10 protein-coding genes are annotated in these 16,222 nt (G+C 61.1%); 1 reads left to right on the forward strand and 9 read right to left on the reverse strand.

Annotated elements, in window-relative coordinates:
• Positions 1-55: 55 nt before the first annotated feature.
• From IPK32_24115 to IPK32_24130, 4 genes are all read right to left on the reverse strand, one after another.
• Positions 56-514, reverse strand: a complete 459-nt coding sequence (locus IPK32_24115) for a transcriptional repressor (GenBank protein MBK8094970.1) — start codon at positions 512-514, stop codon at positions 56-58.
• A gap of 144 nt (positions 515-658) precedes the next feature.
• Positions 659-2,476 carry a squalene--hopene cyclase gene (locus IPK32_24120; GenBank protein ID MBK8094971.1) on the reverse strand — a complete coding sequence of 606 codons (1,818 nt, stop codon included), beginning with the start codon at positions 2,474-2,476 and terminating at the stop codon, positions 659-661.
• Between the two features lie 27 nt (positions 2,477-2,503).
• Positions 2,504-3,001, reverse strand: a complete 498-nt coding sequence (locus IPK32_24125; GenBank protein ID MBK8094972.1) for a hypothetical protein — start codon at positions 2,999-3,001, stop codon at positions 2,504-2,506.
• A 102-nt stretch (positions 3,002-3,103) separates the two neighbouring features.
• Positions 3,104-8,386 (reverse strand): ThuA domain-containing protein, encoded by a 5,283-nt coding sequence (locus IPK32_24130; GenBank protein MBK8094973.1) that lies wholly within the window; start codon positions 8,384-8,386, stop codon positions 3,104-3,106.
• A 237-nt stretch (positions 8,387-8,623) separates the two neighbouring features.
• Between IPK32_24130 and IPK32_24135 the strand changes: the two genes are divergently transcribed.
• Complete coding sequence (locus IPK32_24135) at positions 8,624-10,930, forward strand: DUF1592 domain-containing protein (protein ID MBK8094974.1); 2,307 nt, start codon at positions 8,624-8,626, stop codon at positions 10,928-10,930.
• 85 nt (positions 10,931-11,015) lie between these two features.
• Here the strand turns inward: IPK32_24135 and IPK32_24140 are convergent, their stop codons facing one another.
• The 5 genes from IPK32_24140 to IPK32_24160 all read right to left on the reverse strand — a co-directional run bounded on the left by IPK32_24140 (position 11,016) and on the right by IPK32_24160 (position 16,114).
• Complete coding sequence (locus tag IPK32_24140) at positions 11,016-11,306, reverse strand: 30S ribosomal protein S6 (protein ID MBK8094975.1); 291 nt, start codon at positions 11,304-11,306, stop codon at positions 11,016-11,018.
• A gap of 55 nt (positions 11,307-11,361) precedes the next feature.
• On the reverse strand, positions 11,362-11,973 hold the full coding sequence (locus tag IPK32_24145; GenBank protein ID MBK8094976.1) for an aminoacyl-tRNA hydrolase: 612 nt from the start codon (positions 11,971-11,973) through the stop codon (positions 11,362-11,364).
• Positions 11,974-12,021: 48 nt separating this feature from the next.
• Positions 12,022-12,699 carry a 50S ribosomal protein L25 gene (locus IPK32_24150; protein MBK8094977.1) on the reverse strand — a complete coding sequence of 226 codons (678 nt, stop codon included), beginning with the start codon at positions 12,697-12,699 and terminating at the stop codon, positions 12,022-12,024.
• Between the two features lie 66 nt (positions 12,700-12,765).
• Complete coding sequence (locus IPK32_24155) at positions 12,766-13,704, reverse strand: ribose-phosphate pyrophosphokinase (GenBank protein ID MBK8094978.1); 939 nt, start codon at positions 13,702-13,704, stop codon at positions 12,766-12,768.
• A gap of 94 nt (positions 13,705-13,798) precedes the next feature.
• The gene (locus IPK32_24160) at positions 13,799-16,114 is read right to left on the reverse strand and encodes a response regulator (GenBank protein ID MBK8094979.1); all 2,316 of its coding nucleotides are present in this window, start codon (positions 16,112-16,114) and stop codon (positions 13,799-13,801) included.
• Positions 16,115-16,222: the final 108 nt, after the last annotated feature.

Below are 16,222 nucleotides of genomic sequence, written 5' to 3' on the forward strand. Positions count from 1 at the left end.
TCGGTGCGGGACTAAATCAGGAATCAGGAATCCAGATTCAGGAATGAAGGGGAGGTTAGGTTCGAGCGCAGTTTTCGCAGACTCCATGGATGGCGAGGTCCGTTCGTGTCACCCGCGTGCCTTTGGGGAGGTTCCAGAACTTGGCGGGGTCGAAATCGGTGGCCGGGTGGGCGTCGATGACTTTGCCGCAGGTCTCGCAGTGGAAATGGACGTGCTCGTGGAGATTGGCGCAGTAGCGGGACTGGCCGCGCTCCAGGTGGACCTGCTTGATGAGGCCGTGGGTGGTGAGATGGTCGAGACAGTTGTAAACCGTGGCCAGGGAGATGCCGGGCGAGCGGGATTTGACCCGGTCGAGGATGTCGTAGGCCGTGGGGTGGTCCGTGGAGCCAGCGAGCACGTCGAAGACCTCGCGACGGTGAGGCGTGAGGCGCACATCGGCCCCGAGGACGGCCATGCGGCATTCGAGGCCGGTAGGCTTCGAAGGGGCACGGGTGGAGGTGGCGGAGGGTGGCATGACGAGCTCAGTTTTAGAATTGGAATGATTCTAAGGCAAGCAGGAAGATGAGCTGGAGCTTTGGGGAGGCTCGGGTTTGCCGCAGAGGGGCGGAGGAGCGGAGGGGGCAGCGTTTTTGGGATCAGATCGGTCCGATGTGACGAATCATTCGCTCTCGGAAAGCCGCTGCCGGGCGGTTTTCAGCGCCTGGAGGGTCCAAATCACGGGGTAGAGGCGTTCGTGATACCACAGCTGGGCGAAGTAGAGACCAATGGGGGCGCTGGGGAAGTGGGTGCCGTGGCGGGTGGCGGCGAGGAGCCACTGAAGAGGAGAGAGGAGAGCGGAGAGAGGAGAGCCGGGAAGGCAGAGGGCATGGAGGGCAACGGCGGTTTCTTCGATGCTCGCGGGGCTGACGGGATCGCCACCGAAGGAGCCATCGGGCTTTTGGGCGGCGCGGAGGTAGCCCAGGCCACTTTGGATCAAGGCGGTGGCCTGGACGGAAAGAGCCTCGCTGCCGAGGAGGTGGTTTAGGACCTGGGCGGTGCCATAAACGGGGTTCATCTCGTCGGGCGTGTGTTCGTTGCCGAACCAGAGGGGGAGCCAGGAGCCATCGGCGGCTTGGTTTTTCTTCAAATAGGCCAAAGCGCGTCGGGTGGCGGTTTCGATGCGGTTTTGGAGCTCTTCGGGCAATTCGGCCTTCCACGTCCACCACGCGAGGAGGGCGTGGGCGGTGATTTCGGGCGTGGAGCGATCAAACGGCAACGCACCCCAGCCGCGGCAGAAAGTCGGGATACCGCCGTCGCGGTTTTGCAGGTCGAGAAGCCAGCGGATGCCGGGAATCACGCTCGATTTCACCACAGAGGGCACCGAGAGGCACAGAGATGCTTTTTTAGAATCCTCTGTGTTCCTCTGTGAACTCTGTGGTGAATCCGAAAGCAACGCTTTGAGAGCGATGAGCGCACTCGATGTGTCATCAGCATCGGGCACGCCGCCGGGGAGATCGGTCCAGGCCCAGCCGCCGGGAGCGGCGTTGGTGAAGGGATGCACGTCGCGGTATTGCTGGGCGAGGAGCCAGTCAGTCACGACTTGGCGGGCAGGAGTATCCGCGCCCCCTTGCAGAGCACGCATCGCCAGCGTGGTGCCCCAGGTGGCAAGATTGGTGTCGATGGGCCAGGCACCATCTTCACGCATGCTGCGGCGGAGGAATTCGACGGCGAGCGGCAGGCAGGGATGATCGAGATCCCCTGCCCCGGCGAGAGCCATGGTGACGAAGCTGGTGAGCGGCGTGGCCTCCAAATAGCCGCCGCCGGAAGGTTGCAGCGTTTGTAGCATCGGCCGCACACGCTTCCACGCAAGGGCCCGGAGCCAGCGCAGCGGATTCCACCTCGCGGGCGGTGCTTTTTGAAAACGAATGTGGCCGATGGCGATGAGCGCCGGCAGCGCATAGCTCACCACCGGCAGCCCCACCGCGCCGAACCACGTCCGCGGCAAAGCAGCGAGCTCGAAGGGCAGCGCGATGACATGCCGCCACGGCTTGTCACCGAGCGTGCCGCAAAGCGAGCAGAGCATCAAAATGGGCACGCTGAAGGTCTTGTCCTTGCCGTAGCGGGCGATGACGGCCTTCGCGATGGCTGCTGGCTCCAGAGAGCCCGTGCGGGCGATGATCCAGGCCTCGGCCGCAGGCGAAGACGTGCCCACGAGGTGCAGCGCACTCCAGCACAGCAGCGTGGTGGAGAGATTGCTCTTGCTGAGGGTCGTGTCGCCCCAGCCGCCGTCGGTGTTTTGATGCTGGCGGAGCCATGCGGCACCTTTTTCGATGAAATCGGCATGCTTCGCGGCATCGACGAGTTTCAGCGCCACGACGGCGGTGGCCGTGGAAAGGGCGCTGGAACTCAGTTCACCCTCCCAGTGGCCTTTTTCGTTCCGCAGGCTCAAAAGATGAGCCTGGGTGCTGGCGATGGCGCGGTCGAGTTCGGCGAGCATCGCGTAAAAAGAGGGCTACGGGCCGGTTCAGGCCAGTTTGAGATCCGCGTGAGCCTCCATGGCCTTCGTGAGGCCGGGCCAGCCACCGGGGCGCTGGCGCTGGAACATGGTCAAATAGAGAGCGACATGCTTCGCAGGGTGATCTTTGAGCAGGGCGTCCACGGCTTCCTGGGCCTTTGCGTCCTCGATCTCGCCGGGCAGCTCCATGACCTCGCCTTTGCCGTCGTGAGCGACGCCGATGGCATCGAGGAAGGTGGTGAGCATGCTCATTTTGCCTTTGAGTAGCCAGATCTGGAAAATCTGCTCCGTGACGCCCTCATTGCTGCGGAGGCGGAGCTGATCGAGTAGCCACGCAGCCTGATTGGGCTTGGACTTCTCCATGATGAAGACGGGGCGCAGCTTCCGCTGGGCAGCGAGCGTGTTGATGACAGCTTTGTAAGCTGGGCGCTGGTCCTCCTGCATGTAGCGCATGATGAGGGACTGCATTTCGGGGCCGATAGCGGCGAGGATTTCGTTCGGAGTCATGGAAAGGGGAAAAGGGTCTGTGAGCTACCACGGCACGAAAACCACCGCAACCGCGACTTCACCCCGAGCGCGAGTGAACTCAAAAGTCATGCTCGCACTCCGTCACTTCCCGCTCGTCCACTTTGCCGCGTTGATGAGGAGCTGCTGGTAGGGTTTCAGGTCATGGGTGCGGGCGTCGTGGCCGAGGGCGATGCCGACGACGCGGGCTTTTGGATGTTTGGTGATCCAGACGCTGGGGTGCGGCTTTTGGTATTTGTCGCTGTTGCTGGTCTCGGCGAGGACTTCGATGGGCGCGGTGCCTTCGGGGGCACCTTCGGCATTCACGTAGTAGAGTTCGTCTTCGACGGTGAAGCTGGCGGGCACGTCCTTCATGACGGGATGGTCGGCTTTGAGGGCTTTCACGTCGAAGGGATGGATCTTGTCGTGGCCGCGGGCGCCGCCGCCGACGATTTGGGCGTTCAGCTCCGGCCAGCCGCCGAAGCCATACCAGGTGCCGGGATGCAGCATGACGATGCCTTTGCCTGCGGCGGCGAAGTCGAAGAGCGCTTTGCGATACGCGCCGGTGTCGAAGAATTTGCGGTTCACGCTGATGATGGCGGCGTCGGCGTTGGCGAGTTCGGCAGCGGCTTGGTCGCGGTCTTCGGTGTAGTGGACGGTGAAGCCGGCGGCTTTCAGCGTGGCGACATCGGTGGTGCCGAAGAAGTCTTTGAAGTTGTGCGACGAACCGCCGCCGATGACGAGGACCTTGGTTTTGCCAGCTTCCCACTGCACGGGCGCGGCTGGAACAAGCGGGCCATCGCCTTTGCCGCCTTCTTTAGGGGAATCAGGAGCGGCGGGGCCGACCTGAGCAGCTTCTTTGGCCTTGCCTTTGCCTTTGGCAGGTGTCGGGCGTTTGGAAACGTCGGCGCTCAGCGGAGCAGGCCCTTTTCCTTCGATGTCGGCGGTGACAGCGATGATGACCGGCGGCGTCTTATTTCCCGCAGGGCTTTCGAGGATCAGCGTCTTGGCGACGGCTTTCTTCGTGAGTTCGAGTGTGAGGAGGCGCGGTTCCTGGCCGTCGGCGAGGCCTTCGATGCCTTTGGAGCCGGGGACTTCGACGGGGCGGATGTAATCGCTGAAGTGGATGCCGTTGAGGAGGGTGAATTCCTCTTTCTCGCCGCCTTCATAGACGACGGTGGCTTTGAGCGCAGGCGCTTCATCCTGCACGGCGGGCCAGCCCCAGCCGGAGACGCCGCTGAGGAGTTGCAGGCTCTTCGCGGCGACATTGATGGCCACTTCGGCCTTCGCGGGGAAAGTCTGCGAGTGGTTGTCTTTGCCGGGGCCGCCTTTGAGGACGATCAAATTGCCGCCGGTGGAGCTTTTCGCGGGATCTTGGATGAAAAACGGCACGCCATCGACCTTCACGTTGCCGAACTTGGTGAGCTTCACTTGGCCGCCGCGAGGATCAGCGCTGGCGAAGAGGCCGTCGCGGCTGTCGGCGGTGAAAGCATCGGCGAGGTGGAGGATGCGGAACTGCTTCATCGCATCGCCGCAGATGAAGGCGAGGATATCGCGCAAGGCATCCGGGCCGAGCGCATCGAGGCCTTCCGGCATGAGGCTGCGGCGGGTGTTTTCGCGCTTGTCGATGTCGCTCTTCAAAATCTCGCGCACACCGGCCTGCGTGGCGAGCGTGACGGTGGAATTGTTCTCGCTGGTGATGACGCCGACGAGCACCTCGCCCTTCTTCGTGGTGATGTTGAAGGCCCAGAAGCTGGGATCGACCTCGCGGTTCGGATCGACGATGTGCACGAGCAACTCAGCGGGACCATGCGCACCCATGCCATCGAGCGGCGGCCCGACGGCCACACCGACGTCACCGAGCTTGTGGCACACCGCGCACGCGGCGAAGAGCACTTTGCCCTGCGCGGCATTGCCGGGCTTTTCGACCTCCGGCACGAGTTTGGCGATGATGGCATCCTTCGCGGCATTGTTGACCTTGAAGAGGTCGTGCGCCCGTTTGGCGATCTGCTTGTTCGGATGCGAGCGCAGACGTGCGACATCGCCGGGGGCGAAAAGCTCGCGCTTGAGCGTGTCGGCCTTCACAGCGTCGAGGAGGGAGTTGGTGGCTTCGGGGCGCTTGAGGATGGCTTCGAAGGCTTGGGAAAGTGGTTTCGGCTTTAGCCGAATCATGGAGGGAACGAGTGCCTCAGCATGACCGCTTTGTTCCAAAGAATTGATCAGTCCAGATTGGAGCGCTTCGGAGTCCCCAGATGCGGCTAAAGCCGCAACCACTTTCGCTGTCGCGTCTGCGGAGCCCACACTAGCAAGTGCACTCGCCGCGCTCACACGCGCCTCCACATGCGCGGCGTTGTCAGAAAGCGTGGCGCTGAGTTTGTCGAGCTGCGCTTTGACCTCGGCAGCGAGCGCACCGCCTTTGTCCCACTTCGTCACGAGCGGCAAGGTGGCGGCAGTGAGCGAAGGCTGGCCGAGGAGCTTCTTCAATGCCTCCGTGAGAGCCGGAGACATCGCAGGAGCTTCGTTCATGCTCGTTGCGATGCCGCGGAGGATGGCATTCTTCACTGGATCAGCCTTCGCATCGGCGTTGGCGCAGGCGGTGATGAGTTTTCCCGAGTCCTCCAAGATCGCAGCCGGAACTAAAGCGCTTACCAAGCTTTCCAAATCCTCGGACTGCTTTTGAGCAAGAACATCAGAAATCATAGCTGACGGTGCAACCGTACAGGCCGCAATGATTGCTGATCTTGTCCACGAGTCGGTATGCTTTGAGAACAAATCGATGTAGGCAGCCCGCAACACAGGGTCTCCAGCCATAAAAGCCAACTTGTAAATGCGTAGAGGAAGGTCTTGCTCGGGAGCATTTCCCAGTAGCTCAGCGTATTGCGAGCGTCTCGCCTCAATAGCTTCCACCGTTTGGTTTTCTGCACCACTGCTTTTGAAGCCAGCCGGTCCAAGAACCTTTTTTACACCTGGGAATTCATCATCTCCAAAACCACTCTTCTCAAAAGCAGCGGCTGAGACAGATTCTGCCATTGCTTTGTCCTGAAGCTGATTCAGCAGCTTATCCAGAGAGTCGAGACCAATTTCATTCAGCAGGCGACGAGCAGTTTTCTTCACCGCTGCATTACCCGGTTCTTTGATGATTGAAGCTAGAGCTACGACGTCAGTCTTTTGCAGCACAGGCACCTCCACCTTCTTCGCCTCCTTGTGCTGCACCTTCCAGATGCGGCCGTAGTAGTGGTCGCGGTCGGGGCGGACGGCGGCGTTGGCGGGGCCGTGGGTGGGGCCGCGGGTGTCGTTGTGAATGACAGCCTGATTGCAGAAATCGACGATGTAGAGCGCACCATCGGGGCCGACGCGATTTTCGATGGGGCGGAACCACAGGTTCTTGCTGCGGATGAACTCGGTCTGCTCGCGGCCGGGCTCGCGCTTGGCTTTGTAGGTCACGCCATCGGGCTCGACCATGAAGTGGCTGACGATGTTCAGCGTGGGCTCGGTGGTGAAGTAACCGTAGTTCCACTTCGCGGGCCAGGCACCACCTTCATAGATGGCGCAACCAGCGGCGGCGGTGTAGCTGCCGACCTGGTCGATCTGCACATAGGCCTGCTGCTCCCAATGCATGGCGGGATAGGTCGGCTCTTTCGGCAGCATGCCGTTCGTGCCCATGACGCCGGGCAGCTTGCCTTTGGCCAGCACATACTCCGGCAGCACGACGTGGATGAAGTGATTGCCGCTGGTGGGCTGTGTGTAGAAAACCTGGCCGTCGCTGGTGATGTCGAGGCCCCAGGTGTTGCCGCCTCTCGAAGCATATTGCTCGAAAGCGGTGCCGTCGGGTTTGAAGCGGACGACTCCCGCGCCGATGGGGCCCAAGTGCTTAGTGTTTAGTGCTGAGTGCTCAGTTTGGTTTTTCTGAGCACTAAGCACTGAGGACTGAGCACTTGGCTGGGGATACCCAATCACATCATCCGTGCTCGAATACCCATGCGTGGCATAAACCCAGCCGTCGAGGCCCCAGCGCATGTTGTTGATAACGGCGTGCGTGTCGCGGTTGCCGAGGTTGGTGTAGAGCTTGGTGCGTTTGTCGGCCTTGTCGTCGCCGTTCGTGTCCTCGAAGAACCACACATCGGGCGCGGCGCAGACGATGACGCCGTTTTTGTAAAACACGCTGCTCGTGGCGAGCTCGATCTCGTCGGCAAAGACGGTCTTTTTGTCCATGACGCCGTCGCCGTTCGTGTCGGAGAGGATGGAGACGCAATCGAGCGGTTTGCGGTCGTAGTGGCCGGGCTGGTTGGCACCGCTGTCCTTCCACGCGTCCACGTTTGATTGGCGGAGGCCGTTTGGATACTCCGGCGTCTCGACGACCCACAGGCGGCCTTTTTCATCCCAGTCGATGTTCATGGGCTTGTTGATCAGCGGCTCGGCGGCGACGAGGCTCAAATTGAACTCGGGATGCACTTCGAGCGCCTTCGGCAGCTCCTGCGGGCTGGGGCAGCCGCCCTCGACGTAGCGCAGCGCATCGCCCAACTCGTCCGGTTTGCAGAGTTCGTCGATGTTCTCACGCTTTCCGGCCCAGGCGATGCCGCGGAGGATCAGGGTGCGGATGCCGTTGTGGCTGAAGTTGCGATGGTAATGGCCGGGGATGCAGGTGAAGGCGCGGTAGGTCGTATCGGGGGCATTCTTGCCCCCTTCAGAGGGGCCAGGAATGGCCCCATTACGCTCATAGGTCCACACCTGCGGCTGGATGTCGTAAATGTTCACGGCCTTCTTTTTCGCCACGGCCTCGGCGGCGCGTTGCTGCGCCTCTTTGTTGCCGCCTTTGATCTGCGGCGTGTTCGGCGTGTAGGCAGCGGCGAGGATCTTGGCCTCGGGAAGCAGATCCATGTCGTAGTAGATCTCGTCGTCGATGTCGAAGTTGCTGATGTCCTTCGTGATCGCGTTGTCGTGATCGGTGAAGTAGAGGCTCATGGGTGCCTCCAACCACTTCGTCTGCCCAAAGTGCCACGAGCCGCCGATGATCGTCTTGAACCAATCGTGATCCTTCGACACCGCCGCCGCGTGAATCGTCACGATGCCGCCGCCGCGGGCGAGGAACTCCATCAGGTTCTTCCGCTCATCGCCGATCTTGATGTTTCCGGCCTCTTGGGCGTGAAGGATGAGCACGTCCGTCTTGTCGAGCTGCTCCTTGGTCGGGAATTCCATGCCGCCCTCGCACTTGGCGCCGCGTTCATTGAGCATCGGCACCCATTCCTTCAAAAACTGCGGGAAATCATGCGCCCCCGGGCCGTGAGATTTTTTGCCAGCACGGATGAAGACGCGGAGCGGCTCGGCGGCGGTGAGATGTGAGGCGTGAGAAGTGAGAAGTGCCGCGAGAAGCAGGAGATGGCGTTTCATGGTCGGAGAAAGGTGGATGCTACGCGAAAGGAACGTTCTTTGGGAAGGACGTTTTTGCACGGGGGGCTATCTAGGATGCACATGAAACGCGGTCGTCTTCTGGGCGTTAAAGGCCGCTCCGATGAGAGACAACGATGACATCCCGGTGGCCCCAGCGGCCGGGATGTGATCGAGACGGAGTTGCCGAAGAAATAATCGTTCGCGTCGGCTGTTCCGGTGCGTTGATAGCTCTGCCCCATGCTTCGTTCCCTCCACGTTTCCTTTTACCTTTTCACGGCCTCTTCCCTGCTCGCAGCGGAGCATCCTGGAGCGGTGATTTATCAAAAACTCTGCGCGGAGTGCCACGGGGACCGTGGGCAGGGCGTGGAGGACGAGTATGATGACCCCCTGACAGGTGAGCTCTCTCTGGAGGCCCTGGCGAAGGAGATCGACAAGACGATGCCGGAGGATGATCCATCGAAATGCGGTGCTGAGGAGTCCAAACTGATCGCGGCCTACATTTATGATGCCTTTTACTCACCAGCGGCTCAGGCGCGGCTGAATCCGCCGCAGCGGGATCTGAGTAGGCTGACGATCGAGCAGTTTCGCCAGAGTGTTATGGACGTGGTCGGTCGTTTCCGCATGGGGCCGGGTTTTGATCGCCCCATCGGTGGGGAGCAGGGGCTGAAGGCGAGCTATCGCGGTGTGGAGCTGCCAAAGCCCGGTGAGAAGGCGGTGGACACTACGCCGAAGAAAGGCCTCAAAAAGAAACGCCCGAACAAAACGATCCAGAGGATGGAGCCGGTGATCGCCTTCCGCTGGGGGGCAGATAGCCCGGAAAAAGCAGTGCTGGAGGCGGAGCAGTTCCAAAATAGCTTCGAGGGCAGCGTGATCGCCGCTGAGAGCGGAGTGTATGAGTTCGCGGTGCGGTCAGAGAATGGCTTCCGACTGTGGATCAATGATGACGATGAAGGCGATGCCCTCATCGATGGCTGGGTGAGTGCGGGGCCGCAGGTGCGTGAGGAGAAAAAGAGCATCTACCTCGTCGGTGGGCGTGCCTACCGGCTGGTGCTAGAGCATTTTAAGTTCAAAGAAAAGACCAGCTCCATCGAGCTCTGGTGGCAGCCCCCACACGGCACGGCGGAGCCGATCCCGGCGCATGCGCTACGCACAGAGCGGCCGCGTGAGCTCATGATCGTGAGTACGGAATTCCCGGCGGATGATAGCAGCAGCGGATATCCGCGTGGCACTTCCATCTCCAAGGCCTGGGACCAAGCGGTGACGGAGGCCGCCATCGCGACGGCGGAGCATGTGGTGGAAAACATCGACGAACTGGCCTTCACGAAGCCGGGAGCACCTGATCGCACGGAAAAGCTGCGCAAGCTGGCGGAGAGCTGGGTCGAGATCTGCACCCGCAGGCCGCTGGATGACGAAATGCGGCGTTTATTCGTCGATTCGCAGTTTCAGGCCGCAAAGTCGCCCGAGACGGCGGTGAAGCGCGTGGTGCTGCTCGCGCTGAAATCCCCGGAATTCCTCTATCCAGGCCTCCAGGGGCCGCAGAAGGCAGATGATCACGAAATCGCCTCCAGACTGGCTTTGACGTTATGGGACAGCATTCCCGATAAAAAGCTGGCTCAGGCCGCTGCGGCTCAAAAGCTCCATACTGCCGAGCAAATCCGCGCAGAGGCCCAGCGCATGCTGCTGGACCCGCGCACCAAGGCGAAGCTGCATGGCTTTTTCCATCACTGGCTGGAGCTCGAGCGTGCTGAGGGCACGAGCAAAGATCCGAAGGTGTATCCCGACTTCACGCCGACGGTGCTGGCGGATCTGCGTGAGTCGCTGCTGCGATTCCTCGATGAAGTGGTGTGGAGTGAGAAGTCAGACTACCGCGAGCTGCTCCAGGCGGACTACCTGCTGATGAATGAGCGCCTGGGCAAGATTTACGGCCATCCGGTGACGGGCGAGGACTTTCAGCGGGTGGGTTTTGACCCGAAGCAGCGTGCGGGTGTGATCACGCATCCCTACCTGCTAGCCTCACTCGCCTACACAAAGCAGTCGTCACCGATCCACCGGGGTGTCTTCCTCACGCGGAACATCGTGGGCATGTCGCTGAAGCCGCCGATGAAGGCGGTGGTCTTTGAGGACAGCCATTTTAACCCGAAGCTGACGATGCGGGAGAAAATCACCGAGCTCACACGCAGCGGCGGCTGCATGAGCTGCCACCGGATGATCAATCCCCTGGGCTTCAGCCTAGAGAACTTCGACGCGGTGGGCCGCTGGCGCACGAAGGACAACAATAAGCCAGTGGATGCTGTGAGCGAATTCTCCACGCATGAGGGCAAGACCGTGCGCCTGAGTGGCCCGCGTGACATCGTGAACTACGTCGCCGCGAATCCCAGTGGCCACCGTGCCTTCATCCGCCACCTGTTTCATCATTTCATCAAGCAACAACCCACCGCCTATGGCCCGAAGGCGCTCGATGAACTACAGCGCAGCTTCGCCGCGAATAGCTGCCACATTCAGAAGCTGCTGATCGACATCGCGCTGGTGGAAGCACTGCGTTGAGGCCGGAAGCTTCTTGATCTGGCGCAAAAAAAGCGGCGGGCTGAGACAGCCCGCCGCGATGAATTGGAGATGGATGAGCGTGTGCTTACGCGACCTTCTTCTGGTAGTACTGCTGGTACACGTTGTCGTTGAGCTTCAGCTTGGCACGAGCGGCGTCGAGGGAGGAGGGCTCTCCTTCGCACTGGATGTTGATGAAGGTGCCGGCTTCGACGTGGCGAGGATTGAAGGGGAATTTGCGCTTACCGAGGTTGTCGATCTGCTTCACTTTGAGGCCTGCGGCTTCGAAGTCTTTGCTGACGGTTCCGACGAGTTGCTCGACGGTTTCTTCCTTACCTTTGGTGTCGAGGACGATGAGGGCTTCGTATTGGCGTTTCATTTTCGGTTTTGGGTGGATGTGGGTTGTGTGTGTTTGCGTGTTGTGGTGAGAAAAATCAGGCTGCTGCGGCTGCGGGGGCATCTGGAGCACGGTTGAAGGCGTTCATGGCATGACCGAGGCCGCGCTCGATGGCGAGGAGGATGGCATCCGTAGCACGGGTGATGATGGTTTGCAGCGCTGGATGCTCCTCTGGGCGGAATTTTCCCAAAACATGGCCGACCATGCGCTCACCTACGGGACGACCCGCCTCTGGAGCGATGCCGACTTTTAGCCGGGGGAAGTCCTGGGTGCCGAGGCTCTGGATGAGGGAGCGGATGCCATTATGGCCCGCTGCGCTGCCACTGGTGCGGAAGCGCAGGGTGCCGAGCGGCAGATCGACGTCATCATAGACGACGAGGGTCTCTGCTGGCGTAGCTTTGTAGAAGTGGCCTACAGCCTGGACGCTGCGCCCGCTGTCGTTCATGAAGGTGAGCGGCTTGAGCAGGTGCTGGCCGGCGCTGGCTTTGGCCACGAGTCCGCTCCAGCGCTTTTCCTCGCGGAAAGCGGCAGAGAGGCGTCGAGCGAGTTCGTCCAGCACCATGAATCCAATGTTGTGACGGGTTTCGCGATAGGTTTCGCCTGGGTTTCCGAGTCCGACGATGAGCCGTGGCTGAACGTGCTGGATCAGGCCGCTGCTCGTGCTGTCCGGGGTAGCGGCCACAGAGCGAGGAGGTGATTATTTCTTGGCCGGTGCGGCGGCAGCCTTGGCTCCTGCAGCAGGGGCGGCGGCTCCAGCGGCGGGCTTGGCTCCGGCAGCTGCTGCTGCGGCGGCAGGCTCAGGCTCGGCCTCGACTTTGGGCTCACTGCAATGGACGACGACGACATCGCCTGCGAGGCGGGTGCGGACGCCCTCTGGGAGCTTGATTTCACTGACGTGGATCGACTCATTCACGTTCAAGGCGCTCACATCAATGTTGATGCCTTCAGGGAGGTCTTTCGGGAGGCAGCGGACTTCGAGATCGTGATGGATGGCTTCGACGAGGCCGCCGAACTTCAAACCAGCGGCGTCACCGACGAGGACGACAGGGACGTGGGCGTGGATTTCTTCATCATGAGCGACAGCGTGGAAGTCGATGTGAAGGATGCCGCCTTTGAGGTAGTCATGCTGCACTTCCTGCACAAGGGCGAGCTGGTCCGCAGAGGAACCCGCGATCTTGAGGGAGACGAGGATGTTATCGGAAGCGGAGCTTTCGAGGAGCTTGGAGAAAGTCTTGCCGTGGACCTGAAGCTGAGCAGGGGCGGTTTTGCGGCCGTAGAGGGCAGCGGGGACGGTGCCAGACTTGCGCAGGCGTTTGACGGCGCGAAAGCCTACGACAGTGCGGGGTTCGGCGTTGAGATCGAGGATTTTGGCCATGACTGGTGTCTCCGGTAGATTGGGGGTGAGTTCTGGAAAAAGGGCGCGGAGACTACATGCGGCTGCCTAGATGTCAAACAGCGAAGTCACGGACTCGTTCCCATGGATGCGGGCGATGGCCTGGGCTAGGAGGGGGGCGATGTCCAGTGCGGTGACTTTTTCCCCGGTGGCCTGGGGGGTGGAATTCGTCGCCAGGAGCTCGACGATGGGCGACGCGGCGATGCGGGCACGGCCTTTGTCCCCCAGGACGCCGTGGGTGACGCCGGCGTAGATTTTCCCGGCACCGTGCTCCAGGAGGAGCTTCGCAGCGGCGGTGAGCGTGCCTGCGGTCTCGGTGAGGTCGTCCACGAGGAGGACATTTTTGCCCTTCACGTCGCCGATGACGCTGTGGGCCTCCACTTCCTCTGCGCTGACGCGATTTTTCGCGACGATGGCCATGGGGGCCTTCAGCGCCTTGGCAAAGGCGTGGGTCATTTTGATGCCCCCGACGTCTGGGGAGACGACGACGAGGTTTTGGTCGATGCCACGCTCACGGATGGCCTTCATGAGCACCGGGGCGGCATAGAGATGATCGACCGGGATGTCAAAGAAGCCCTGAATCTGCCCTGCATGCAGATCGACGGTGAGGACGCGGTTCACACCTGCGGCGACGAGTAGATTCGCGACGAGCTTCGCCGTGATGGGCACGCGGGGGCGGTCTTTGCGGTCCTGGCGTGCGTAGCCGAAGAAGGGCAACACAGCGGTGATGCGTGCGGCACTGGCACGCCGCACGGCATCGACCATGATGAGCAGCTCCATCAGATTCTGGTTCGTCGGCGGGCAGGTGGGCTGGACGATGAAGATGTCACTGCCACGGATGTTTTCGTGGATTTGCACGAAGGTCTCTCCGTCCGGGAAAGTGGTCAATTCAGCCGCACAGAGCTGGGTTTGGAGATTTTCGGCGATCTGCCGCGCGAGGGTGGGGTGTGCGGAACCACTGAGGATTTTGAGGCTTTGGCTGCTCATGAGGAAAAAGGACGGGGAAGCGAGCTTTGGCGAGTCCGTCACATAAATCAACCCAGGCGGCTCTTTGGCCTCAATTTAGCCAAATCTGACGAAATCATGCCGTGCGGCGCACACCCCGTGTGCTGAGCACACTGCGGACCATGCGGACCATGTCGGCGGGCTCGTAGGGCTTCGGCAGCACGGCTGCGAAGCCATAGGCGGCTGGTTTTGCCATCACGGGATCATCACTGTATCCACTGCTGACGATGGCGAGCACCTCGGGGTCCAACTGGCGGAGTTTTTCCATGGTGCGGACGCCGCCCATGCCATTGGGGATGCTGAGATCGAGGATGACGAGGTCATACACGCGGCCCAGATTCATGCTCTCCTGGTAAAGGCGCACGGTTTCGCCGCCTTCGATGCTCTCTGCTACCTCGAAGCCGTGGCTGGCGAGATTTCTCACGATGAGATTCCGCACGAGTGGATCGTCTTCGAGCACGAGGATGCGCGGCTGAGTGACCGGGGCATCTGGCGCTGCATCAAAAACATTCGTGAGGCCAAAGGCGTCTGTCTCCTCGGCATCCGCATCGAGCGGCAGGTAAAAGCGCACGGTGGTCCCCTTCCCCGGCTCGCTGCTGACGGTGATGGTGCCGCCGTGGGCTTTTGCGATGCTCTCGCAGACGGTGAGACCGAGCCCGGTGGCGTTTTCACTTTTCCGAGTGCTGAAGTAGGGCTCGAAAATATGCGGCAACTGCTCTGCGCCGATGCCTTCGCCCACGTCCTGCACCTCGATCGCGATGCCACTGGGCTGAAAGCCCTGGTCATCGACCATCTCACCGGGGAACATGGCCTCATGGTCTGGTGCAAAGGCACGGATGGTGATCTGGCCGCCCTCTGGCTGCGCCTGCTCGGCATTGCGGATGAGATTGCTGATGAGACGGCGGATCTGCGCGGGATCGACGGGGACCTGCGGCAGATTCGGCTGCGTCTCGATGCGGTAGTCGATGCGTGCGGCTCGCGTATGATGCGAGAAGAAGGTGTCGATGAGTTCGCTGATGTTCGTGAGCCGCTTGATCGGGGCACCACCGCGGGCGAAGGTGAGGAGCTGCTGGACGAGATTCTGCGCCTGGAGAGTCGCCTGCTTCGCCGTATGCAGCTCTGGCAGCACGATGGCATTGCGCAGACGCATCTCTGCGAGGGAGATATTCCCCAGCAGGACGGTGAGCAAATTATTGAAGTCATGCGCGAAGCCGCGTGCCAGTAGGCCGAGCGACTCCAGACGGTCTAGGCGGCTACGGCGCTCCGCTTCTTCACGCTTCGCGGTGACGTCCTGGATGAGGAGGAGCATGCCTTCGCCAAAGGGATGCCCACGCAGCTCCAGCCAGGCACGCTTTGCTTCAAAGTATAAATCACGGCTAACGGGCTCTTTATGCAGCAGCGCATGGGCAAAGGCCTCGTGGTTCTCCTCACGCAATGCCGCAGGCAGCAGATCCCAGAGTGAGCTGCCCAGGAGGCCGCTCGCAGGCCGCGCAAAGAGCCGTGTGGCGCTGGCATTGGCATAGGTGAGCCTCCAGCGGCCATCCAGGGCGATCAGCGGGTCCGAGATGCTTTCCACCACATCGACAAGTGGGGCATTGGACTGCACTGGGGGCTGCTTTGGCAGCTCAGAGGTCACTTCTGTCTCCTGGAGGGCACGGAAGAGGATGATGAGCCCGGTGAGATTCCCCAAAGAATCGCGCAGCGGCGTGCTGCGGTCCTGAATCGGCACCCGGGCACCAGTGCGGGTGGTGAGCCAGACGGTGCGCTCTTTTTGCGCATTGGCGGAATCGACGCTGAGAACCTCCGCTGGCTCGCCAGAGGTCTGGAAGATGCGGAAGACCTCATCCAGCGAGTGGCCCACGGCTTCCTCTGCTCGCCAGCCTGCCACGCGTGCCGCTGCGGGGTTCATGAAAACGATCCCACCTGCCAAATCGGCCGCGATGACACCATCTGCCAAGCTTTGGAAGGCCTCGAAGAAGCTATGCTCACGGCGGCGGCGGTCCTGCTCATCCAGGTGCCTTTGCGCCGCTACCTCGATCGCCAGACGCAGCTCATCCTGATTGAAGGGCTTCAAGAGATAGCCCTGCGGCTTCGTCTCACGGGCACGGGCCACAGTTTCCAGGTCTGCACAGGCTGTGACATATAAGATGGCCACCTGGCTGCGCTGCTGGAGCCTAGTCGCCGTCTCAATGCCATCGAGCTCTCCTGCGAGATGGACATCCAGGAGCACGAGATCAGGACGCATCTCATCAAAACGCTCCAGCGCCTCCTCGCCAGAAGCACAAATACCCGTGACGAGATACCCCAGCTTGCCGAGCGATGCGGCCATGTCACAACCGACGAGGCCTTCATTCTCGACGATCAGGATGCGGATTCGGTCAGTGCCGGTCATGGTTCAATTTGGAATATCCACTTTAGCCAACACAAATTTCATCCGCCATAAAAATCAAACCACATCTTGAGAGGTTTTGGTCAGCCGGATTCCTTTTGGAACCACCCC

The organism is Verrucomicrobiaceae bacterium (assembly GCA_016713035.1).
GTDB lineage: Bacteria > Verrucomicrobiota > Verrucomicrobiia > Verrucomicrobiales > Verrucomicrobiaceae > Prosthecobacter.

Excerpts from the sequence above, each read along its gene's own strand:
- IPK32_24140 (MBK8094975.1), bottom strand. The coding sequence starts at position 11,306 with ATGAAACGCCAATACGAAGCCCTCATCGTCCTCGACACCAAAGGTAAG.
- IPK32_24130 (MBK8094973.1), bottom strand. The coding sequence starts at position 8,386 with ATGAAACGCCATCTCCTGCTTCTCGCGGCACTTCTCACTTCTCACGCC.
- IPK32_24150 (MBK8094977.1), bottom strand. The coding sequence starts at position 12,699 with ATGGCCAAAATCCTCGATCTCAACGCCGAACCCCGCACTGTCGTAGGC.
- IPK32_24125 (MBK8094972.1), bottom strand. The coding sequence starts at position 3,001 with ATGACTCCGAACGAAATCCTCGCCGCTATCGGCCCCGAAATGCAGTCC.
- IPK32_24160 (MBK8094979.1), bottom strand. The coding sequence starts at position 16,114 with ATGACCGGCACTGACCGAATCCGCATCCTGATCGTCGAGAATGAAGGC.
- IPK32_24115 (MBK8094970.1), bottom strand. The coding sequence starts at position 514 with ATGCCACCCTCCGCCACCTCCACCCGTGCCCCTTCGAAGCCTACCGGC.
- IPK32_24135 (MBK8094974.1), top strand. The coding sequence starts at position 8,624 with ATGCTTCGTTCCCTCCACGTTTCCTTTTACCTTTTCACGGCCTCTTCC.
- IPK32_24120 (MBK8094971.1), bottom strand. The coding sequence starts at position 2,476 with ATGCTCGCCGAACTCGACCGCGCCATCGCCAGCACCCAGGCTCATCTT.
- IPK32_24155 (MBK8094978.1), bottom strand. The coding sequence starts at position 13,704 with ATGAGCAGCCAAAGCCTCAAAATCCTCAGTGGTTCCGCACACCCCACC.